22 protein-coding genes are annotated in these 19564 nt (G+C 64.1%); 7 read left to right on the top strand and 15 right to left on the bottom strand.

Annotated elements, in window-relative coordinates:
* Positions 1-35: 35 nt before the first annotated feature.
* The 7 genes from P1T08_02565 to P1T08_02535 all read right to left on the bottom strand — a co-directional run bounded on the left by P1T08_02565 (position 36) and on the right by P1T08_02535 (position 6519).
* A complete protein-coding gene (locus P1T08_02565; GenBank protein ID MDF1594972.1) occupies positions 36-1130 on the bottom strand; it encodes an ABC transporter ATP-binding protein in 1095 nt (364 codons plus the stop codon).
* A gap of 122 nt (positions 1131-1252) precedes the next feature.
* The gene (locus P1T08_02560; GenBank protein ID MDF1594971.1) at positions 1253-2368 is read right to left on the bottom strand and encodes a hypothetical protein; all 1116 of its coding nucleotides are present in this window, start codon (positions 2366-2368) and stop codon (positions 1253-1255) included.
* A 48-nt stretch (positions 2369-2416) separates the two neighbouring features.
* Complete coding sequence (locus P1T08_02555; GenBank protein ID MDF1594970.1) at positions 2417-3154, bottom strand: alpha/beta hydrolase; 738 nt, start codon at positions 3152-3154, stop codon at positions 2417-2419.
* A 160-nt stretch (positions 3155-3314) separates the two neighbouring features.
* The gene (sufC, locus tag P1T08_02550; GenBank protein ID MDF1594969.1) at positions 3315-4109 is read right to left on the bottom strand and encodes a Fe-S cluster assembly ATPase SufC; all 795 of its coding nucleotides are present in this window, start codon (positions 4107-4109) and stop codon (positions 3315-3317) included.
* A 5-nt stretch (positions 4110-4114) separates the two neighbouring features.
* Complete coding sequence (locus tag P1T08_02545) at positions 4115-4435, bottom strand: non-heme iron oxygenase ferredoxin subunit (protein ID MDF1594968.1); 321 nt, start codon at positions 4433-4435, stop codon at positions 4115-4117.
* Positions 4435-5751, bottom strand: coding sequence for a Fe-S cluster assembly protein SufD (sufD, locus tag P1T08_02540; GenBank protein MDF1594967.1), 1317 nt, complete (start codon positions 5749-5751; stop codon positions 4435-4437). The genes P1T08_02545 and sufD overlap by 1 nt, the downstream gene beginning before the upstream one ends.
* An 84-nt stretch (positions 5752-5835) precedes the next feature.
* Positions 5836-6519: a uracil-DNA glycosylase gene (locus P1T08_02535; protein ID MDF1594966.1), complete on the bottom strand. Its 684-nt coding sequence runs from the start codon at positions 6517-6519 to the stop codon at positions 5836-5838.
* A 68-nt stretch (positions 6520-6587) separates the two neighbouring features.
* Here P1T08_02535 and P1T08_02530 point away from each other — a divergent pair, with 68 nt between their 5' ends.
* On the top strand, positions 6588-7415 hold the full coding sequence (locus tag P1T08_02530; GenBank protein ID MDF1594965.1) for a DUF6159 family protein: 828 nt from the start codon (positions 6588-6590) through the stop codon (positions 7413-7415).
* Positions 7416-7468: 53 nt separating this feature from the next.
* Here P1T08_02530 and P1T08_02525 read toward each other — a convergent pair whose 3' ends face one another.
* Complete coding sequence (locus P1T08_02525; GenBank protein MDF1594964.1) at positions 7469-8986, bottom strand: putative glycoside hydrolase; 1518 nt, start codon at positions 8984-8986, stop codon at positions 7469-7471.
* Positions 8987-9108: 122 nt separating this feature from the next.
* Between P1T08_02525 and P1T08_02520 the strand changes: the two genes are divergently transcribed.
* Genes P1T08_02520 through P1T08_02505 form a run of 4 tightly spaced genes read left to right on the top strand, consistent with a single transcriptional unit; the run spans position 9109 to position 11440 of the window.
* Positions 9109-10041: a sigma-70 family RNA polymerase sigma factor gene (locus P1T08_02520; protein ID MDF1594963.1), complete on the top strand. Its 933-nt coding sequence runs from the start codon at positions 9109-9111 to the stop codon at positions 10039-10041.
* A 5-nt stretch (positions 10042-10046) separates the two neighbouring features.
* Positions 10047-10313, top strand: a complete 267-nt coding sequence (locus tag P1T08_02515; GenBank protein ID MDF1594962.1) for a hypothetical protein — start codon at positions 10047-10049, stop codon at positions 10311-10313.
* A gap of 43 nt (positions 10314-10356) precedes the next feature.
* Positions 10357-10617: a GlsB/YeaQ/YmgE family stress response membrane protein gene (locus P1T08_02510; GenBank protein MDF1594961.1), complete on the top strand. Its 261-nt coding sequence runs from the start codon at positions 10357-10359 to the stop codon at positions 10615-10617.
* Positions 10618-10669: 52 nt separating this feature from the next.
* The gene (locus P1T08_02505) at positions 10670-11440 is read left to right on the top strand and encodes an AMP nucleosidase (protein ID MDF1594960.1); all 771 of its coding nucleotides are present in this window, start codon (positions 10670-10672) and stop codon (positions 11438-11440) included.
* 195 nt (positions 11441-11635) lie between these two features.
* Here P1T08_02505 and sufB read toward each other — a convergent pair whose 3' ends face one another.
* Positions 11636-13048 carry a Fe-S cluster assembly protein SufB gene (sufB, locus tag P1T08_02500; protein ID MDF1594959.1) on the bottom strand — a complete coding sequence of 471 codons (1413 nt, stop codon included), beginning with the start codon at positions 13046-13048 and terminating at the stop codon, positions 11636-11638.
* 133 nt (positions 13049-13181) lie between these two features.
* Between sufB and P1T08_02495 the strand changes: the two genes are divergently transcribed.
* The gene (locus P1T08_02495) at positions 13182-13634 is read left to right on the top strand and encodes an NAD(P)H-binding protein (GenBank protein MDF1594958.1); all 453 of its coding nucleotides are present in this window, start codon (positions 13182-13184) and stop codon (positions 13632-13634) included.
* Here the strand turns inward: P1T08_02495 and P1T08_02490 are convergent, their stop codons facing one another.
* The 3 genes from P1T08_02490 to P1T08_02480 form a co-directional block, all read right to left on the bottom strand.
* Entirely contained in the window at positions 13635-14222 is a 588-nt protein-coding gene (locus P1T08_02490; GenBank protein MDF1594957.1) for a M23 family metallopeptidase, read from the bottom strand.
* A gap of 118 nt (positions 14223-14340) precedes the next feature.
* On the bottom strand, positions 14341-14976 hold the full coding sequence (locus tag P1T08_02485) for a hypothetical protein (protein ID MDF1594956.1): 636 nt from the start codon (positions 14974-14976) through the stop codon (positions 14341-14343).
* A 121-nt stretch (positions 14977-15097) separates the two neighbouring features.
* A complete protein-coding gene (locus P1T08_02480) occupies positions 15098-16015 on the bottom strand; it encodes a YihY/virulence factor BrkB family protein (GenBank protein ID MDF1594955.1) in 918 nt (305 codons plus the stop codon).
* A gap of 85 nt (positions 16016-16100) precedes the next feature.
* Here P1T08_02480 and P1T08_02475 point away from each other — a divergent pair, with 85 nt between their 5' ends.
* The gene (locus tag P1T08_02475; GenBank protein ID MDF1594954.1) at positions 16101-17642 is read left to right on the top strand and encodes a PQQ-binding-like beta-propeller repeat protein; all 1542 of its coding nucleotides are present in this window, start codon (positions 16101-16103) and stop codon (positions 17640-17642) included.
* A 120-nt stretch (positions 17643-17762) separates the two neighbouring features.
* Here P1T08_02475 and P1T08_02470 read toward each other — a convergent pair whose 3' ends face one another.
* The 3 genes from P1T08_02470 to P1T08_02460 are packed head-to-tail and all read right to left on the bottom strand — an operon-like array spanning position 17763 to position 19479.
* Positions 17763-18377: an HAD family phosphatase gene (locus tag P1T08_02470; GenBank protein MDF1594953.1), complete on the bottom strand. Its 615-nt coding sequence runs from the start codon at positions 18375-18377 to the stop codon at positions 17763-17765.
* Positions 18374-18991: an LON peptidase substrate-binding domain-containing protein gene (locus P1T08_02465; protein MDF1594952.1), complete on the bottom strand. Its 618-nt coding sequence runs from the start codon at positions 18989-18991 to the stop codon at positions 18374-18376. Before P1T08_02465 ends, P1T08_02470 begins: the two co-directional genes overlap by 4 nt.
* A 5-nt stretch (positions 18992-18996) precedes the next feature.
* Positions 18997-19479: a hypothetical protein gene (locus tag P1T08_02460; GenBank protein ID MDF1594951.1), complete on the bottom strand. Its 483-nt coding sequence runs from the start codon at positions 19477-19479 to the stop codon at positions 18997-18999.
* Positions 19480-19564: the final 85 nt, after the last annotated feature.

Raw genomic sequence — 19564 nt, 5'->3', positions numbered from 1 at the left:
CACCAGCGACCACAGCATTGCGCAGAAAACTGGGTCTAGACCGCCGCCCCGGTCTCAGGGTCGAAGAAGTGGAGGTGTTCGAAGTCGACCGTCAGTTCGGTTGGGGTCCCGATGCCAAGCACCTGCTCACCGATTCTCGCAACCATTTGACCGCTGCCGAGTTCGATATAGGCGAACCGGTCGCTGCCGTGGTCCTCGATCCCCAAGCAGGTGCCGCGCAGCCACGTGCCGGAAGGCGCGGCGACCGTCGGATGGAGGTGCTGTGAGCGTATCCCGATCACTACCCGGCGTCCCGTGAACTCGCGCAGTCGGGGGCGGGACTCGACCAACCGGGTGGGGATCACGAGACGGTCGTCGCCGGAAGTCCACCGGAAGTCGGGGTAGGCGGCCTCGAAGAGGCCGGTCATCGCGTTCATCGGTGGTGTCCCGACAAACCGGGCGACGAACAGGTTGGCCGGCGCCCCGTAGATGAGTTCCGGTGGACCGATCTGCTGCACCATTCCGCGGTTCAACACGACGACGCGATCGCCGAGGGCCATGGCCTCTGCCTGATCGTTGGTGGCGTAGACCGTTGTCGCCCCGGACTGATCGTGCCGCTGCCGGATCTCGACCCGGGCATGCAAACGGCCCCGGGCGTCGAAGTTGGAGAGCGGCTCGTCGAGCAAGAGGATGGCCGGGTCCCTGACCAGCGCCCGTCCGGTCGCCACCGCGTTCCGCTGGCCGACCGACAGGGTCCTGGGCAGGCGGTCGAGGATCCGCGCCAGGCGCATTGCCGTCGCCATCTTCGCTACCCGCGACGTCCGTTCCGGTTCGTGGACATGGTGGACCTCGAGGGGGAAGGCAAGGTTGGCTTCCGCGGTCTTGTGCGAGTACAGCGCATGCTCCTGGAAGACCATCGCCACGTCACGATTGAGAGGTTCCACCCCGATCATGTCGGTTCCGTCGAACAGCAATCGCCCGCCGGTGGGCTGCTCCAGTCCGGCGATGATACGGAGCAAGGCGGTCTTCCCGCTCCCCGAAGGTCCGACCACCGTGAGCAGCTCACCGTCTTCGATCTCCAGGGAAACACCGTTGAGCGCGAACACACCCCCACGGTCCAACGAGATCCGATCAAACACGATCGCAGGCATCCTGGTTTCTCCGCAATGCAATGGACCACCAGCAACCACAGTATTGCGGAGAAAAGTCCCTCTGGTTTCTGCGCAATGCGGTGGACCACCAGCGACCACAGTATTGCGGAGAAACCAGGTTGTCAGCCGAGGACGGCGCGTTCTGCCTCGAACCGGCCGTCGAGGCGCTCTTGAAGCACAGACTCCCCGGCCTCTCCGAGGCGGGGGGCAACTTCGACCAGCAGATCAACCAGCCCGTGATAGTCGTCGAGCGACACGTACTCGGCGTCGACTCGGGCCGGCCGGCCGCCGGCGAGCACGCCGTCGATGTCAACCATGTTGTGATAGTTGCCGAGCGGCAAACTCAACGAGCTCGCCTGGTAGCCGTAGGCGCCGAAGGCGGTCGCCTCACAGGAACCACCATCCATCAGCTTCCGCTGCCATCGGAAGCCTTCATGCTGCTCCGCGTACGACCGCACGAGCCGGGTCAGCTGGTTCGTCAGCTCACGGTCAAAGACGGTGGAGGCGTCCCCGACCCGGACCACCGGCCCGTTCCCGACCGGATATCTGGGGAACGCCCGCGAGTTCTCGACGACGATTACGTCGGCCTGTTCCGGAATCGTGCCCGCTTTGCACGCCGCGATCGCCCCGATGAACCCGACTTCTTCTGCCCGGGTGAGCAGCACTCGCACCTGCGGGGCGGTCTTGCGCAGGGTGTCGAATGCGGAAACGACCGCGGCCACGCCTGCCAGGTCGTCGCAAGCAGGCGCATACAACCGCTCCTTGCGGACCCCGAGAGACCTCGACGACAACGCCCAGCGTCCAATGTCCCCGGGCGCCAGGTTGCCCGACCTTCGATCCAGCCGGATGGACCCGGTGGACGTCTTGTGATCGAAACCGGTCACCGTTCCGCGATGGACCCGGTCGTCCGCGTCGAACAGGTCGACCCGTGCATCTTCGAAGTAGGGGGCGTGGACACCGCCCCGGAACTCGACGCCGACGCGCCGTGATCGGTCGACCGCAGTGACCACGAACCCGGGATGGTCGATGTGGGCGGTCAACACGACCGGCGTCTTGCGGGTGCGGATACCGGACCGCAAGATCACATTGCCGCCGCCGTCTCGCGTCATCCGAACATCATTGCGCCGCCCTGCCCAGCGCTCGATCCACTCCACCACGCGGTCCTCATGGCCGGCAACCGTCGGCAGGGCAGTCAGTTCTGTGAGCCACTGCTCGTGGCGGTCGGTACGTGCACTCATGGGGCGATGCTAGGCCGGATCGCCCCCAGAACCTCGCCTCGACGGTGGCTACGCCTGCTGATCGAGGAACGCCCCCACCCGGTTGAGAAACACCTCGAACTCGTCACGGTGCATCGAATGCGAGCTGCCCGGGATGTGCTCGAACCGCAGGTTGGGACTCATTGCAGCCAGATCGTTGCCGAATCCGGCCGGTACCACCGGTTCGATGTCGGCACCGAGCAGCAGAGTCGGGACCGGCAGGGCAGCCACCTGCTCGACCAGATTCCAGGGGGTGTTCTGGCGGATCGTCTCCTCGACCATGACGGGCCTCGACTCAATGACCGCCGCCGCCTTGATCCGGCAGTCCTCCTGGTGCCAGGTCGGATTGCGTCTCCCCACTTCTTCAGGGGAAATCGGAGGCACATACGAAGCGAGCAGGTCACGGATGGCGAGGTCGGGATCCGGGATGGCGACGGCCGGGTCTTCCAGGACCAGGGCCGGCGCCAGGTCGGGTCGAGCTATGAGTGCACACACGGCAACCGCGCCACCGAGTGAATGCCCGAGGATGAGATCCCACCGGTCGCCGAGTTCCAGGATGTCTGCCGTATAGGCGGCGAGCGAATAGTCGGCGTCGGCGGGACTGCGCCCATGGCCGCGGAGGTCGGGGGTTGTCACCGTGTAGCCCCGTTCGGCCAGCGCCGGCCCGACCCGCCACCACCCGGCCGCGTTCGAGGACATCCCGTGAATGAGCAGCGCTTGCTTGGGGCCGGAGCCCCAGGTGCGCAAAGAAAGTTTCAGCGGAGGCACGACCGCAGACTAGAGAAATCGAGGACGGCCCCCTCCGCCCTGCCGCAACCGCGGCAGGCCACCTCCCCCAGCTTGCGCTGGTGGAAGACGCCATTGGGGCGCCCGGTTTCCCGCAACCCCAGGACCCGCAACCCCAGGACCCGCGACCCGCGACCCGCGACTAATCGAACGGTGTGTCGGTGAAGAAGTCGGACGGGCGCTTCTCAGCCGCTCCGGCGGCCGGGGCTTCGATCCCCAGGCGATCCCGGATCCCCTCGTACCCTTCGTCCTCGAGGCGAGCAGACAGTTCGGGTCCACCGGACTCGACGATCCGGCCGTTCATCATGACGTGAATCCGGTCGGGGGTCACGTATCGCAGAATCCGGCTGTAGTGGGTGATCATCAGCACGCCGACCTCGGGCCCGCGCATCCGTTCGATGCCTTCGGCAACCTCCCGGACCGCGTCGATATCCAGGCCGGAGTCGATCTCGTCGAGCACCGCCACCTTGGGGTCGAGCACCGCCATCTGGAAGATCTCGGACCGCTTCTTCTCGCCACCGGACAGGTCGTTGTTGACGGAACGGTTGAGGAACCGGTCCATGTCGTACTGTTCGCCGGCTTCTGCGATCTTCGCCTCGATCTGATCGGCGGACCAGCCGCGTTCCTCGCCGGCCTCTCGCATGAACTCGGCGAGACCGACGCCGGGCACCTCGATCGGATATTGGAATGCCTGCATCAGTCCCATGCGGGAACGCTCTTCGATCGACTTGTCGAGCAACGACTCGCCGTCGATGGATGCCTCACCGGACACGGTGTAGTCCGCCCGACCCGTCAGCACATGGCAGAGGGTCGACTTTCCGGAACCGTTGGGTCCCATGATGGCGTGGACCTCGCCGAACGGGACTTCCAGGTCGACTCCCTTGAGGATCTCGATGGCTCCCACCGAGGCTGCCAGGTTGTTGATGTCGAGGGCCAACTTGCTCACGATGCCTCCTGGAGGGCGAGAAAGACGTCGCCGTCTGCGATCTTCACGTCGTACTTCTGTTGCGGTTTGGTGGCCGGCAGGGTGAGAGCCTCGCCCGTGGCGAGGTTGAACGTTGCCCCGTGTCGTGGACATTCGATCTCGTCTTCGAATACCTCACCCTCAGACAGCGAAGCCTCGGCATGGCTGCACCGGTCGGCGAGGGCGTAGACCGCCTCACCCAGGCGGAACAGGGCGATGCGGTGCCCGAAGGCGTCGACCCGAACTCCCCTCCCGTCGGGCAGTTGGTCAAGTTGGGCGATCCGTACCCACTCGTCCATCACAGCCGGCCTTCCAGCTGGGCGGTGATGAACTTGGCGGTGACCGCCGCCCGGACGGGCTCCTCCAGACCGGAGACCGGAAGACGCTGAATCATCTCGTCGAAGAACCCTCGAATCAGCACGCGCTGGGCTCGCTCGTGCGACAGCCCCCTGCTCATCAGGTAGTACATGTGCTCTTCTTCGAGCGGGCCGACGGAGGAGCCGTGACCACAGATCACGTCATCACAAAGGATTTCGAGGTTGGGCACCGAGTGGGCCTTGGCTCCGTCGGAGAGCACCAGGTTGCGGTTCGTCTCGAACGTGGAGGTGCGGGTGGCGTCGGGCCAGATCTTCAGCAGACCCGAGAACACCGACTCGGCCTGGTCCTCGACCGCGCCTTTGAGGAACACGTCGGAGCGGGTGTTCTTGCCGTGATGGTTGACCACGACCCGGTAGTCGAATACTTGCTCGCCGTCTCCGAAGTAGAGGCCGACGAGTTCCGAACTCGATCCATCACCCACGAGATCTACATTGAGATCGAGCCGCCCGAGTTGGCCGCCGAGGCCGACCTCGCCGAGGCGTCCGGTCGAGTCGCGGCCCAGCACCATCCGCTGTTGGGCGATGGCTGTCGTGGCGTCGCCCCAGTGCTGCGAGGTGACGAGCTTCAGCCGGGCACCATCACCTACCGCCAGTTCGAGTTGAGGAACGACGACGGAGCGCTGCCCGTCGGGTGAGCGCATGATGACGATCACCGAGACTTCGGCGTTGGTGTCGAGCACGACGCTTAGATGCGGGAACGAGACGGACTCCGCCTGGGTCACTTGCATGTCGACGACGATCGGCTGTTCGACCACCACCCCGCGGCCGACGTGTAGGACGAGGCCGTCGGTGGCGAAGGCCCGGTGAGCGGCAGCAAAGATGTCGAGGTCGGGTGGGATCATCCGGCCGAGAGAATCCCGGAGAACCGGGTCGCCGTCGTCGATCTGGCCGGCGAGTTTGGAGACGGTGACTCCGGGCGTGTCGCAGTAGGCGTCGACGACGAAGCCGTCGACGATCCGGGCTATCCCGGCGTATTCGGTCAAGCTGGAGAGGTCGGAGTCGGCTGCGAGGGACATCCCTGCAACATCCGGCAGACCAAAATCCGTCAGCTGGAAATCGAGGTCGACGTATCGCCACTCCTCTTCGGCGCCGGTCGGCATCGAGAGCTTCTCGAAGTAGTCGAAGCCGGTCTGACGGAGGTCTGCCAGCCACGAAGGCGCCGTCTCAGCAGCACGTTCAACGGTTGTGTGGTCGAGGGGTCGCACAGTGAGGATCTCCTGGAAACGCGGTAAGGTCATGGTATTAGCACTACGGAGATAGGGCGAATTAACTGCCGGAGGCTCTCGGTATGGGTGACAGGGGTCGCGCCTCCTCCCTGCGACCTAGTGCAGAAGGCTCCTTGCTCGTTCGAACACCGCGTCGAGCATCTGCTCGGTGAGGCGGCCGGTGAAAGTGTTTTGCTGGCTCGGGTGATAGCTGGCCAGAAGGACCGGACCACCGGGCCCCAGTTCGACGGCTACCCCGTGGCCGAACTTCGGACGGGGTTTCGGCACCGCCACTCCCCTGTCGGAGTAGATCCGCAGCATCTGATTGAAGGCCAGTCCGCCCAGCGGGACCACCACCTGCACCCGGTCCAGGAGGTCGAGTTCCGCCTCCAGCCACGGCCGGCACAGGGTCAGTTCTTCGCCGGTCGGTTTGTTGGCCGGAGGGGCGCAGCGGGCGATGGCCGTTACGAAGGCGTCCATCAGGACCAGACCATCGTCTCGCGATACCGACTCGGGTTGTGAGGCGAACCCGGCCCGGTGCAACGCGGCGAAGAGCCAATCGCCGGACCGATCCCCCGTAAACATCCGCCCCGTGCGGTTCGCCCCGTGGGCGGCGGGCGCCAAACCAACCACCAGCAGCCGGGCACCCGGATCTCCAAAGCCGGGAACCGGCCGTCCCCAGTAGTCCTCATCCCGAAAGGCCGCCCGTTTCTCGACTGCGACCCGCTCACGCCACTCGACGAGCCGGGCGCACTTCCGGCAAGCGGCGACGCCGGTACTGAGCTCATCGAGACCTGACACGCCGCCGAGCGTAGTCAGCAGGCGTCGGTGCTTTGACCGACGACCCAAAGCGCCGATACTGGACCGCTATGGGACGCATAAGCAGCACGATCAACCTTGCCAAGCAATCCTGGGAAGTACTCAAGGCCGACAAGGAGCTCATGGCGTTACCGGTTCTGTCGTTCATCGCCAGCGCCATCGTCGCCGCCACCTTCGTGGTCCCCATGTTCTTCATCGGTGAGGAACCCGGCGCGATCGGCTACGTGGTCATGTTCGTCATGTATGTGGCCCTCGCCTTCGTGACCATCTATTTCAACACCGCCCTGGTTTCGGCCGCCGACGAACGCCTACGAGGTGAAGATCCGACCATCGGCAGCGCACTATCGGGCGCCAACCGGTTGCTCGGGCGGATCCTCCCCTGGGCGCTGATCTCGGCAACCGTCTCGATCATCCTGCGCACCATCGAACAACGCGGCGGAATTCTGGGCCGGATCGCAGCAGGCCTCGCCGGGCTCGCCTGGACGCTCGTGACCTTCCTGGTGATCCCCATCTTCGTTGTCGAGGGATTGACCGTCGGCGACGCCGTCAAGCGTTCCGCCGAACTGTTCAAGCGGACCTGGGGAGAAAACGTCGCCGCTCAGTTCGGCTTCGGGCTTCTCGGTTTCCTGCTGGCGATCCCGGCCATCCTGCTCATCGTCCTGGGTGTGGTGACGGGCAGTGGCATCGCCCTCGGCGTCGCCATCCTGGTCGGGGTGTTGTGGCTGGTGGCGGTGTCCGTGGTGCTCGCCGCCCTCAACGCCATCTTCCAGACGGCCCTCTACCACTACGCCGCCAACGGGCAGTCTCTCGGTCCGTTCGGACGGGGCACGCTTTCAAGCGCATTCCGGGCCAAACCGTCACGGGGTTTGGGGTACTGAGGCCGGCGCCCGTCAGCGCGCTACTCCTCCGGCGATCGGCCCAATCCGCTTCGCTACTCGCCCGTCGCCGGGAGGAGGGCATCCTCTGTGAACCGGCTGGCCGCGTTCCACAGCATCCAGCCCAGGCCTCGCTCCTCGGCCGCCTCGATCTCGGCGCGCACCTGTTCCGCGTCGTATGAGAAGTCCTGAATCCACGGGCGCAGAATCACAGGGGAATCGAGCCGGTTGATCCCGTCGTCCAGTCCGCGGGCCACCACCGGACCGGGATGATCGTTCGGAACGTCGAATCCGAACCACCCTTCCGAATAGTGGCTCGGATACAGCATCGGCGACAGCACATCGACTACGCCGGCGAGTTCTTCGAGTTGCTGCCCGATCCCGCCGTCTCCCTTCGTTGAGGTGATGAACCCGAAGATGTCGGCGGCGACCGTGCAGCCGGCCGGGTGCAGGAGCGCGGAAGCCTCGGCCAGGAAGTCCCGAATGACGATGGGTCGTTGCCGGGCGTCCGCTCCCCCGTCGAACACCGCCGAGCTGTCAAACCCGGCCGGATAGCGCACGTAGTCGAACTGAACCTCATCGAACCCCGCCGCGCACGCCTCGACGGCCAGATCGAGGGCATACTGCCTGGCGTCGGGGTCGGTGGGATCGAGGAAGTACTGGCCCTTCCTCTCGAACGGTGCCCCGGCTGTGGTGTCCCACACGGCCATTTCGGGGACGGCCCTCCCTGCAATCGGATCCTGGAACGTGACGATCCGTCCGATCAAATACAGGTGAAGGTCAGCCGCCGTGTTCACCACTTCCTCGAGGGTGTATTCGTTTCCAACTGCACCCAGGCGCCCGGCCAGAGGAACGGTGCTCGGATAGAAGACCCGCCCGGACTCGTCCTTGAGGTCCACCACCAGCGCGTTGATCTCGGTTGCCGTGGCCAGGTCGAGGAGGTGCTGCCTGCGGTCGGGGCTGCCCATCGCCCATCCGCTCACATGCAACGCCCGGACGAGGAGGCGCTCCAAGGTCACGGGGACCCAGGTGTCGTGGCCCGCCCATTCGATCTCCGCCCGCGCTAGGCCGGGGGCATACAGCCGGATCGTCCCGGCCGGGGCGGCGATGAACTCGAACCGGCCGGACTCATCGGTGATCGTCTCCCGATCGTCCAGGGTCACCGCCACACCGCCCAACGTCTCACCGGCCGGTGAGCGGGCCACCCCAGCCACGATGATCGGTTCGAGCACTACCTCCATGTCGCCGGGGAGCCATTCGGGCACCAGGCGGGCCAGGTAGCCGTCGGCCGCCACGGCGAATCCGCCGGCCGGCGTCTCGAGTTCGAGGTAGCCGTCGATGCCGGTCGTTCCCCGGTCGCCAACCCGTGCCCCGGGAATGGGCCGGGCGGCGGGGTCGACGACGCGGAGCCGGGTGACCGGTTGCTCCGCCACAGAGGTCGTCGTCGGGGGCGTGGTAGTGGTCGTAATTGTCGCCGGCGAAGAGGTCGTGGAGGCTGGTTCTGGCTGCAATGTGACACATCCACCGAGCACCAGCGATCCGACGAGCAGCAAGGCGGACACCGTCCTGATCATGGCCGGAGCGTACTGGGTCGACCGTCACATCGAATATGGTAAGAAACCCCATTGCGCGCGGCGCACACCGGTGATACGTTGGCGAGCGCGGGCTCTTATGGAGTCAGGGGGAATTGAGCGACGTGAGTAAGCGACATCGTGACGGGGCTTCTATTGCCGACACGGTAGGTATCTACCTGGAGAGGGTTTCGTCACATACGCTGTTGACGGCCGACGATGAAGTCGCCCTGGCCAGGGCTATGGAGTCCGGCCGCAAGGCACAGCGCCGACTCGAGGCCGCCGACGATCTGACCCCCGAACAGCGGGCGACCCTGTACCGCCTGGTCCACGACGGCGAAGAAGCCAAGATGGAGTTCATCAGGGCCAATCTGCGGCTGGTGATCTCGATCGCCAAACGCTACGCAGGGCGCGGATTGGATCTGCTGGACCTGATTCAGGAAGGCAACCTCGGTCTCATCCGTGCGGTCGAGAAGTTCGACTGGCGAAAGGGATTCAAGTTCTCCACTTACGCCACCTGGTGGATCCGCCAGGCGATCACCAGGGGTCTGGGCAACCAGGCCAGGACGATCCGCCTCCCGGTCCACATGGTCGACGTCGTCCGTTCCGTGCAGGAGGCCAGTCAGAACCTCACCGACGAACTCCGACGCCCACCGACTCTGGAGGAAATCGCCGAAGTCAGCGGACTCGACGTCGAACGGGTGAAAGCCGCCCTGTCCGCCCCATCCGACACCGTGTCCCTCGACCGGCCGGTCGGCGAGGAGGGCGACGCCGAACTCCACGATTTCGTCGAAGACGAACGGATGCCCGATCCCTTCCGGCATGCGGCCGAAGTACTCCGCCAGCGCCACGTCGCCCGCGCTCTCGAAGTCCTGGACCCCGAAGAGCAGCGAATCATCGCCCTGCGGTTCGGACTCGACGGCGGTGAGCCGCGCACGCTCTCCGACGTGGGGCGGATGTTCGACCTGACCCGCGAGCGCGTCCGTCAGATCGAAGGCCGCGCCCTGGCCAAACTGCGACACCCGTCATCATCATTTGAGCTCGAGTCGTTACTGTAAGCGCCGTGATTGAAACCACGACCATCAACGCACTGCTCATTGTCGGCGGCATCGCCGGATTCGGAGGTTTGGCCGGCGGCATGTTGTCCGGTCGCCGGGCAACGGTGGCCGGCTCGATTCTGATAGGAATCATCGGCGGGCTCGTCACCACCGTGATCCTTTCCGCTTTGGAAGGCGTCCCCCGCTACCTGGCCATCGGTGACTACTCGGCTATCTGGGCGCTGGCCGGTGGAGCGGTCATCTCGTTCCTGGTCGGCTACACCAACCAGTAGCAGAACGGGTTCGTGGCAGCGGCGAGATGGGTAGCCTCCTCTTGTGTTCGAACTCCTTGTCCTGCTCATCATCGCCTCGCTGGCCGGATCGGTCGGTGCCTCGCTGGCCGGACGCAAAGGTCTCGGTTGCCTTCCTTCGCTGGCGCTCGGCTTTGTGGGGGCGCTGCTCGGTCGATGGCTCGCCCAACAACTCGATCTGCCGTTGTTGTGGACCATCCGTGACTTCCCGGTTATCTGGTCGGTGATCGGTGCCGCCCTCTTCGTGGCGGTCCTCGGTCTGATCAGCGGCCGGGGCCGTTCGTAACGTCCGGGCCCAGAACGCGGAACTCTGAACTGTGAGGCGGTAGCCTCGCCTCATGGACAAACTCGACATCACCCGCAATTGGCTCCCCCGCTACACCGGAATGCAGATCGAGGAGTTTGGTGATTACATCCTGCTCACGAACTTCAGCGACTACCTGGAGCGGTTTGCCGAAAGGTGCGGCTGTCCCATCCGCGGCGAGGGCCACTACATGCAGGCTGCTACCAACGACGAGGGCTTGACGATCATCAATTTCGGAATCGGCACCGCCAACGCGGCGACGATCATGGATCTCCTGGTGGCCGTCGACCCGAAGGGCGTCCTGTTTCTGGGGAAGTGCGGTGGCCTCAAAGCGTCAACCGAGATCGGCCATTTCGTTCTGCCGATTGCAGCCATTCGGGGTGAGGGCACGAGCAACGACTACTTCCCTCCCGAGGTGCCTGCTCTCCCGTCGTTCAAACTCCACAAGTTCGTGTCTGAGAAGATCGTCGCCCGCGGTCTCGACTACCGGACCGGCGTCGTATACACATCCAATCGTCGAGTCTGGGAACACGACGAAGCCTTCGTCGAACGTTTGAAGGGTTTGACGGCGCTGGCCATCGATATGGAAACGGCCACGATTTTCATCGTCGGCCACCACAACGAGATCGCCCGGGGAGCCTTGCTCCTCGTTTCGGACGTGCCGATCAGCCCCGAAGGCGTCAAAACGGAGAAGAGCGACGCGGCCGTCACTCGCGACTGGGCGGACATCCATCTCGACCTAGGCATCGAAGCGATGACGGAAATCGCCACACAAGGCGAAGCAATCAAACACTTCCGCTTCTGAGCCACCAACGCGTCCCTCCACCGACGCAGTCGCCCCCATCGCGTAATCGCGTTCCTCCACCGACGAAGTCGGGGGAGGTCGCCAGCAGCTAATGCCGCAGGACGGAGGGGGCACAACCCGCCACCCCAAGAAGCCCCCATCGCCCCTCCGGGGCACTTCCCCCACACCAGTGGGGGAAGAACGCGAAAACAGCGCCTAGCCGACGGCCCCGGCTTCGATCATGTTGAGTTCGATGAGGCGGTTCATCTCGACCGCGTACTCCATTGGGAGTTCCTTGACGATCGGCTCGATGAAGCCGGCGACGATCATCGAGGTCGCCTCCTCTTCTGAGAGGCCGCGACTCATCAGGTAGAACATCTGCTCTTCACCGACCTTGGAGACGGTGGCCTCGTGGCCGATCTCTGCGTCGGATTCCTCGATCTCCATATACGGATAGGTATCCGAACGGGAGTCGGCGTCGAGGATGAGGGCGTCGCAGCGGACGAAGGACTTCACACCTTTGGCGCCCGGCTCAACTCGCACGAGACCCCGATAACCGGCCCGGCCGCCGTCCTTGCAGATCGACTTCGAGATGATCGTCGAGGTCGTGTTCGAAGCGGCGTGGACCATCTTGGCGCCGGCATCCTGGTGCTGACCTTCGCCGGCGAAGGCGATCGAGAGCACCTCGCCATGGGCGCCCGGTTCCATCAGCCAGACGGCCGGGTACTTCATGGTGAGCTTCGACCCGAGGTTGCCGTCGACCCACTCCATCGTGGCGTCGGCATAGGCCGCGGCCCGCTTGGTGACCAGGTTGTAGACGTTGTTCGACCAGTTCTGGATGGTCGAATAACGGCACCGGCCGCCCCGCTTGACCACGATCTCGACCACAGCCGAGTGGAGCGAGTCGGTCGACCAGATCGGAGCAGAGCATCCCTCGACGTAGTGCACGTAGGCATCTTCATCGACGATGATCAGCGTCCGCTCGAACTGACCCATGTTCTCGGAGTTGATCCGGAAATACGCCTGGAGCGGTTGATCGAGATGCACCCCGGGCGGCACGTAGATGAACGAGCCACCTGACCAGACGGCCGAGTTGAGAGCAGCGAACTTGTTGTCGTTCGGCGGGATGATCGTCCCGAAGTACTCCTTGACGATCTCCGGGTACTCGCGAACTGCGGTGTCCATATCGGTGAACAGCACGCCGAGCTTCTCGAGGTCGTCGCGGTTGCGGTGGTAGACGACTTCGCTCTCGTACTGGGCGGTCACACCGGCCAGGTACTTGCGCTCGGCTTCCGGGATGCCGAGCTTCTCATAGGTGGCCTTGATCTCCTCGGGGACCATGTCCCAGTCTTTGGACTGACCTTCGGTCGGCTTGATGTAGTAGTAGATGTCGTCGAAGTCGATGTCGTTGAGCGCACCGCCGCCACCCCAGGTAGGAATCGGGCGGCTAAGGAACCGCTTGTACGCCTTGAGGCGGAAATCGAGCATCCAGCCCGGTTCCTTCTTCATCTTGGACATATCACGGATGATGTCTTCGTTCAGCCCCTTGCGAGGCTTGAAGACGTATCCATCTTCAGAGTCGTGCCATCCAAGCTGGTAGGCACCGAGATCAAGTTCGACAGTGGCCATTGGTCACCTCTAATTAGCACTATCCGGATAGGTGTAATGGTAGCAGTGATCGTGATTTCCGGAATAGTCGACCACCGGGGCCGGCGACGGCGCTCCCCCACCGACAGAAACGCATTCGTGATAGTTTCGCATCGTGCCAGTAATTGTTGTTGGAGCCGACACCCCGATTGGGGCCGAGATCGTCGGGAGACTCGCCGGAGCGGGTGGAGAAGTGCGCGCCTTCATCACAGACCCGCAGGCAGGCGAGGAGCTACGCAGAAGAGGATGCAAGGTGGCGATCGGAGATGTGTCAGACGGATCCCACGTCGAGATGGCTGCGCTCGAGTGTTTCACCGCAGTGCTCGTTGCCGAATCGGCAGGAGACGATCGGGAACGAGCATTCGCCGGCACCCCGGGCGACGTGGCGGTGGCCTGGATGGAGGCCGTGCAGGCGGCGAGGATTCACCGTTTGATCTGGGTCGGTTCGCCGGCCATGCCGGAACCACCGGTGGAAGCGACCATCTCTGAGGTGGCCGTGGTGAGCGCTGAGGATAAAGAGACCGCCGCCGAGGTAGTCCGCCTCAACGAACTCGAAACACTCCCCTGATCAGCTGAACGGGACTTCCCCGCGCTCGATGAGTTGTTCGAGTTCCCACCGCTCCCAGGCTGCCTTCAAGAACGGAAAGGGGTTGATCGCCCGCCCGTTGAGGTGCAGTTCGAAGTGGGTGTGGTGGGTCGATCCCTCCGCGTTCCCGCTATCACCTACAAAGCCGAGCAGTTGGCCGGCTTCCACGGAATCGCCAACTTCGAGGGCGGCAACGTAGGTGTATTCGGGAGCGCCCCGACCGTCGTCGGTGCCGGGAGTGTCGTTGTTCATGTGCATGTACCAGGTCTCATAGCCGTCGCGGTGGCTGATCACGATGTAGTACCCGGAGCGGGGACCGTTGCCGAACTTCTTGACGATTCCGTCGGCAGCGGCCACCACCGGAGTCATCTGCGGAGCGAGGAGATCTGTGCCCTTGTGCTGACGGCCGCCCGACCGGGCATTGCCCCAACTGTTGACGAACTCGGTCGCCTCGCTCGGCTGAGGGAAGACAAGGGTGAACTCGTCCTCGGCCGCCTGAGCGGGCAGAGCGAACGTGGCGACCGTGAGGCCGACTATGAGTGCGAACGCGTGTATACGGTTGGGTTTCATTGGGGTGTCCCGGATAGGAAAAGCCTCGGGCGTGCCGAGGCGAGCCGTAACCCTACTCGCCGGTAATTGTTAAGCAAACGGGTCGAGTGGAAAACCACCCGACCCGTTCCGAACCTGACTACTTGTTCTTGCCTTTGCCGTTGTTCGACTTCTCAGAACCCCGGTTCGACTTCACGGGCTTGACACCGTCGGACTCGTCGTCACCGAGTTCGGCAACCTCGAACTCGGCGAGTTCATCGTCGTCGTTCGCCCAGACCTTCAAGTCACCCTTGCCGATGTCCTTGTCGTGAGCGAACTGGCTGACCCATTGACCGAAGGGACCGTAGGTGTCCTTGTCGTATTCGGCCTTGAGGTCGTCCACCATATTCGACACGAACTGGCCGTGATTGACCTGGCCGTTCGGGCCTTCGATCAAAACGGCGCGACAGCCTTCCGAAAGCACATAAGGCTCTTCTTCGCCTTCGACACCATAGGTGACGTCACCGGTCTCTTCGTCGACCTCGACCGTCACGCCCTCCGGGAGAGTGCAGTCCAGTGGGGGTGTCTCGTCTCCGTCGCCGGGAATCTCACCGATGCCGTAGAACACCACGTGAGAATCCGGGTCATAGTTGTAGGTGAGCTCATACGTTGCCGCATCAGAGGCATCTTCCAGCGAGGGGCTCGCCTCAACAAACAGTTCCTGTGCCGCCGCCGGCAACACAAATAGGGCAAGCACCAGGCCCACTACCACGAGGGTGGTCGTTCTCCGCCGCATCCATCCACTCCTTATTTCACTCACTTGGTAGGTCGCACTACCACCCAAAGTGTTACATGCCACCCAACGTGACTGGTATCGGCGAGGGGTCCAATAGCTTTAGCCCCCGGCGGCCGCGTCGCTAACGGGCGATCTCCTGCTCCATCGTTTCGAGTCCGAGCGAGATTTCCCCGCCACCGTTGGCGCCGTTGACGCGCCGGGAGGCGAGTCCGCGCGAGGCAGAGGCGCCGATGGCCGCCGACAGGATGATGACGTAGGCCATCAAGAACAGCCAGAGGAGGAGCACGGCCACAGTGGTGAAGGCGATGAAAGTGGCGCTGAGCCCTCCCGAGGTCTCGACATACAAGCGGAACCCGAGCGTCACGCTGATCGTGCTGAGGGTGCCCACCAGTGCCGCAATCCAGAACCCCGGGAGGCGTTGCGGCGGTCCCCACCGATAGAGAGCTGTGAGGAACGAGAAGAGCGCCAGAATGCCGACCGGCACCGACAGCAGTTCCCAGAGCGTGACCGGCCATTCGAGATCGGTGAGGTGCGCCATCCATTCAGCGATGGCGGCACCGGCAACGATGAGCACACCGGTCAAGAGAAGCATGCCGCCGGCGCCCAGGGTGAGCGCGATCGCAACCAGACGACGTTTGAACCACGACCGGCTGTCCTCCATGCCTTCGATCCGGGTCAAAACCCGCATGATCGTGTTCACGCCGCGCGATCCGGCCCAGATCGAGATCAAGAGGCTGATCGCCACCACGAGACCTTTTGTGCCTTCGACCGAATCCCAGGCCTTGGAGAGGGCATCGGCAATTGAGGCGGCGCTGCTCGACGGCAGGACCTGCTCGAGGAAATCGACCGTCTGGGCCTGCGCCTCCTGATTACGACCGAAGAACGAGGCGGCCACAACCAGCGGGATCGTTGCCGGAACCAGCGCGAAGAAGAGGTTGAAGGCCACAGCCGCAGCCAGCACGCCGGGACCGGCGGACGCGAACCTCCGCCAGAAGCGAACCGGCGACGAAGTGGTCAAGCGTTCAAACGTATCCGCCACGGTCCATCAGGCTAGGGCTGCCGCCACCGCCCGCACCGTCTTCCACATGCACACACAGGATGACTTTCGCCATAAACTGCCGGGGATGCGTCGCCTGCTCGCTGTCTTCTTCCTCTCCCTGGCCGGAGGTGCGGTACTCACCGGCCTCTATTTGATCGCCTTCTCCGGCGCCGACCCGGTTACAGCCCAACCCGCTCTGGCGCCGGCGGCCACCACATTGCCTCCTGCCGTGACGACGACCCAACCCCCCGCCACGACTACCACCACAACGCTGCCGCTTGGTCGCTTCGTCGACCGGCGAACGGTGGGAGCGGCGTGGGGATCCACCGTTGGTGTGCTCCAGTTCAGGGGAAACCCGTCCCGGACCTGGTACGGGCCGGGGGAACTCCCCGACGACCCGGAGCGCATATGGCGCTTCCCGGACCAGGCGATGTGCGGTTCGTCGTCGGTCGGTGGAGAAGTCACGCAATGGTGTGGCACCGGGTGGACCGGCCAGCCGGCCGTGTGGGTCCGCCCGGACGGGGTCACCGAGGTCGTTTTCGGGGCGTATGACAAGGCGGTTCACTTCGTGGACGCCGCCACCGGAGAGCGCACCCGGCCGGACTTCGGCGTCGGCGACCTGATCAAGGGATCCGTGACGATCGACCCGGACGGCTACCCGCTCCTCTACTTCGGGTCCCGCGACAACAAACTGCGAGCCGTGGCGCTCGATCGGCCGCAGCCTGTCGAGTTGTGGGCGATCGACTCGGCCGATCACCCGGGCATCTGGAACAACGACTGGGACGGCAACCCATCAATCGTCGAGGACATCATGTTCGAGGGCGGGGAAAACGGCATCCTGTTCGCGACGAAGCTCAACCGTTCCTACGACGCGGAAGGTCTGGTGCAGGTGGCCCCGGACATCCTCGTCAAGGTCGAGGGCTGGAACAGTGATTTGATCCGCTCCACCGGCGACCGGAATGCGTCGATCGAGAGTTCCGTGGCGATCCTCGACGGGCGCCTGTACTTCACGAACTCGGGCGGTCGGGTGGTCGGCCTCGATATCACCAACGTCGAGTCGGGTGAAGCGCCCATCGTGTTCGACTTCTGGGCGGGCGACGACATCGACGCCTCCCCGGTCATCGACGCAGACGGGATGCTCTATATCGCCGCCGAACTCGAACGGTATCTCCCCCGGGCAACCGAAGTGGGTCAGATCATGAAACTCGACCCGTCACGCCCGGACGATCCGCTCGTCTGGAGTGTGGCCGTGCCCCCGCTCAACTCGGTGTCAGACGGCGGCGCCTGGGCAACCCCGGCGCTGGGTGACGGAGTCTTGTACGTCGCCACGCATCCCGGGGATCTTCTTGCCATCGACGCCGACACCGGCGAGGTCGTGTGGAGCGACGAAATCGGCTTCCACGCCTGGTCCTCGCCGCTGGTCGTGGACGGCCACCTTTTGACCGCCGTCAACTGCGATGCGGGCGGAGGGCTGCGGGCCTACTCGTTGGCCGACCCGCGGAGTCCCTTCCAGGTGTGGGAGATGACGCACGGCGGTGGTTGCATCGAGAGCACCCCGACCGTCTGGGACGGCCGGATCTACGTCGGCAGCCGGGACGGGTTCTTCTACGCGTTCGGGGATCGGTAGGAAGCGATTGGCAATTGGCAATTGGCAATTGGCCAAGTGCGATAGGCAAATGGCAATAGGCCATAGGCAATAGGGCCATAGGCAATAGGCCGCCGAAGCGGGGGAGAAACGCCGGGAGGGCTAGAAATCAAATCCGAGCATGGCGCCCAACTCTGATAGGGCCTGGTCGGGGTCGGTCACTTTGATGGTGGCCAGGCCGAGATTGCGGGCCGTTTTGAGGTTCTGGCCGATGTCGTCGAGGAACACGCACTCCCCTGCTTCGACCGCCAGCCTCTCGAGCAGGCGGAGATAGATGGCCGGGTCCGGCTTCCGAACCCCCTCGACCCAGGACTCCACGAAGACGTCGAAAGCGTCGTGCAGAGCCGGTCCCTCCCAACCGGCCGCAGGTGAATCCCAGTTGTTTGTCAGGGCTGCCACCAGATAGCCGGCCTCCTTCAGTCGGGCCATCGCCGCCAGCATCTGCGGCCGGGGTCTGGCGTACGCCTCGATCTCATCGAGAAGGCGGTTGGCGTCGATGGCGGCACCGCCCGACCGGCATTCCTCCTCGAACCCGGCAACGAACCCACGTCGATCAAGGGTTCCCGTTTCGTGCAGTGCCCAGGCTCCGTTCGGTCGGGAGGCAACCCGATTGAAGAACCCGGACTCGAGTCCGTGCCGGCGTTCGGTGGCGCGGATCACGTCGAATGGAGAGTCGAGAACCACGCCGCCGAGGTCGAAAACGACCGCCCTGATCATCCCTCAGCAAGCCGGAGTCGGATGAGTTCGATCTCATCGTCGAGATGTTCAATGATCCGCTGCAGACGGACCTCGGGTACGTCTGCTTCGAGCAGTCGCTGAGCATCGAGCGACCCGATCGGGATCATCTGCGCCAGGTAGTAGCTGCCAACCACCGGGTCATCGCCCATGTTGGGAGCGAAGTTGCCCGTGTCTGCCCCGAGTTCGGACGCAACCGCCAGCAACCTGTGCATGGCTCGCGTCGCCTCCACGAGGAGATCGAGTCCGTGTTCACCCGCCGGTTGTTCCTCGATGAGTTCCACCTCCGCCACCGGATACGGATCGTCCGGCAACCAGTGATCGATGCGAATCCGTTGCAGGCCCGCCGACAGCACCGCCTTGTGCCCTTCCTCGAGATCCGAGACGGCCCTGACCTCTGCGAGGGTCCCGACGTTGAAACGGACATCCCCACCACCGACTTCGAAGCCCCGTTCGATGAGGACGACTCCGAATCGACCGTCGGAGGTCGTCAGATCGTCGAGAAGTTGGAGATAACGAGGTTCGAACACCCGCAGGGGAATGACGGAGAACGGGAAATGCACTCCCCCCAGCGGGAACATCGGCAGCCGGATCATGCCGGCTACTCGGCCGGTCGCGTGTGCTGGAACACGTTGAAACGAAGCCGATCGACCTCGACATCGTTGAGCGAGATAGCGAACGCATATCCGCCTGCACTCGGGAACGGCACATGATTGAACGTGAAGGCGCGCACCAACCCGATGTCGCTGCCTTCGGGAGCACCGGGCGGTCGTCCGACCTCGAATCCGTGACGAAGCGGACCGGACGTGAAGAGGCTGCCCCCATCCTCATCCTGGAGGTCGATCGAGAGGGTCATCGGTCGTCCTGTCCACGTCCACGGGATGCGGACACGAAGGCCGATCGCCATCGTGTGGTGCCTGGCCGGGAAGGTGCTCACACGCAAGGTATCCCAACCACCGCCCAGCAAGAAGAGCTTGCCGGCGATCGCCTGGGCGGCGTCCGCCAGGATCGCAAAGTCGACGGACGGTTCAAAAGCCGGTGTGTCGAAAGCTGTCGAGTCGAATTCCAGCGGTTCAAAGTCCATGGCTTCACTCTAGGTGGCTGCCGAAAAAGTTGGTGGTTGTGGGTCGGGGGTGCTCGCGTTCGAGGTCGTTTTCGGTCACACTGGA

The sequence above is a fragment of the Acidimicrobiia bacterium genome (assembly GCA_029210695.1).
Taxonomy (GTDB): Bacteria; Actinomycetota; Acidimicrobiia; order Spongiisociales; family JAHEDJ01; genus JAHEDJ01.
This window is presented reverse-complemented; position numbering and strand designations above follow the sequence as displayed.

Coding starts and splice junctions, on each gene's coding strand:
- P1T08_02565 (MDF1594972.1), bottom strand. CDS start 1,130: ATGCCTGCGATCGTGTTTGATCGGATCTCGTTGGACCGTGGGGGTGTG.
- P1T08_02560 (MDF1594971.1), bottom strand. CDS start 2,368: ATGAGTGCACGTACCGACCGCCACGAGCAGTGGCTCACAGAACTGACT.
- P1T08_02545 (MDF1594968.1), bottom strand. CDS start 4,435: ATGGACGAGTGGGTACGGATCGCCCAACTTGACCAACTGCCCGACGGG.
- sufD (MDF1594967.1), bottom strand. CDS start 5,751: ATGACCTTACCGCGTTTCCAGGAGATCCTCACTGTGCGACCCCTCGAC.
- P1T08_02530 (MDF1594965.1), top strand. CDS start 6,588: ATGGGACGCATAAGCAGCACGATCAACCTTGCCAAGCAATCCTGGGAA.
- P1T08_02525 (MDF1594964.1), bottom strand. CDS start 8,986: ATGATCAGGACGGTGTCCGCCTTGCTGCTCGTCGGATCGCTGGTGCTC.
- P1T08_02505 (MDF1594960.1), top strand. CDS start 10,670: ATGGACAAACTCGACATCACCCGCAATTGGCTCCCCCGCTACACCGGA.
- sufB (MDF1594959.1), bottom strand. CDS start 13,048: ATGGCCACTGTCGAACTTGATCTCGGTGCCTACCAGCTTGGATGGCAC.
- P1T08_02490 (MDF1594957.1), bottom strand. CDS start 14,222: ATGAAACCCAACCGTATACACGCGTTCGCACTCATAGTCGGCCTCACG.
- P1T08_02485 (MDF1594956.1), bottom strand. CDS start 14,976: ATGCGGCGGAGAACGACCACCCTCGTGGTAGTGGGCCTGGTGCTTGCC.
- P1T08_02475 (MDF1594954.1), top strand. CDS start 16,101: ATGCGTCGCCTGCTCGCTGTCTTCTTCCTCTCCCTGGCCGGAGGTGCG.
- P1T08_02470 (MDF1594953.1), bottom strand. CDS start 18,377: ATGATCAGGGCGGTCGTTTTCGACCTCGGCGGCGTGGTTCTCGACTCT.
- P1T08_02465 (MDF1594952.1), bottom strand. CDS start 18,991: ATGATCCGGCTGCCGATGTTCCCGCTGGGGGGAGTGCATTTCCCGTTC.
- P1T08_02460 (MDF1594951.1), bottom strand. CDS start 19,479: ATGGACTTTGAACCGCTGGAATTCGACTCGACAGCTTTCGACACACCG.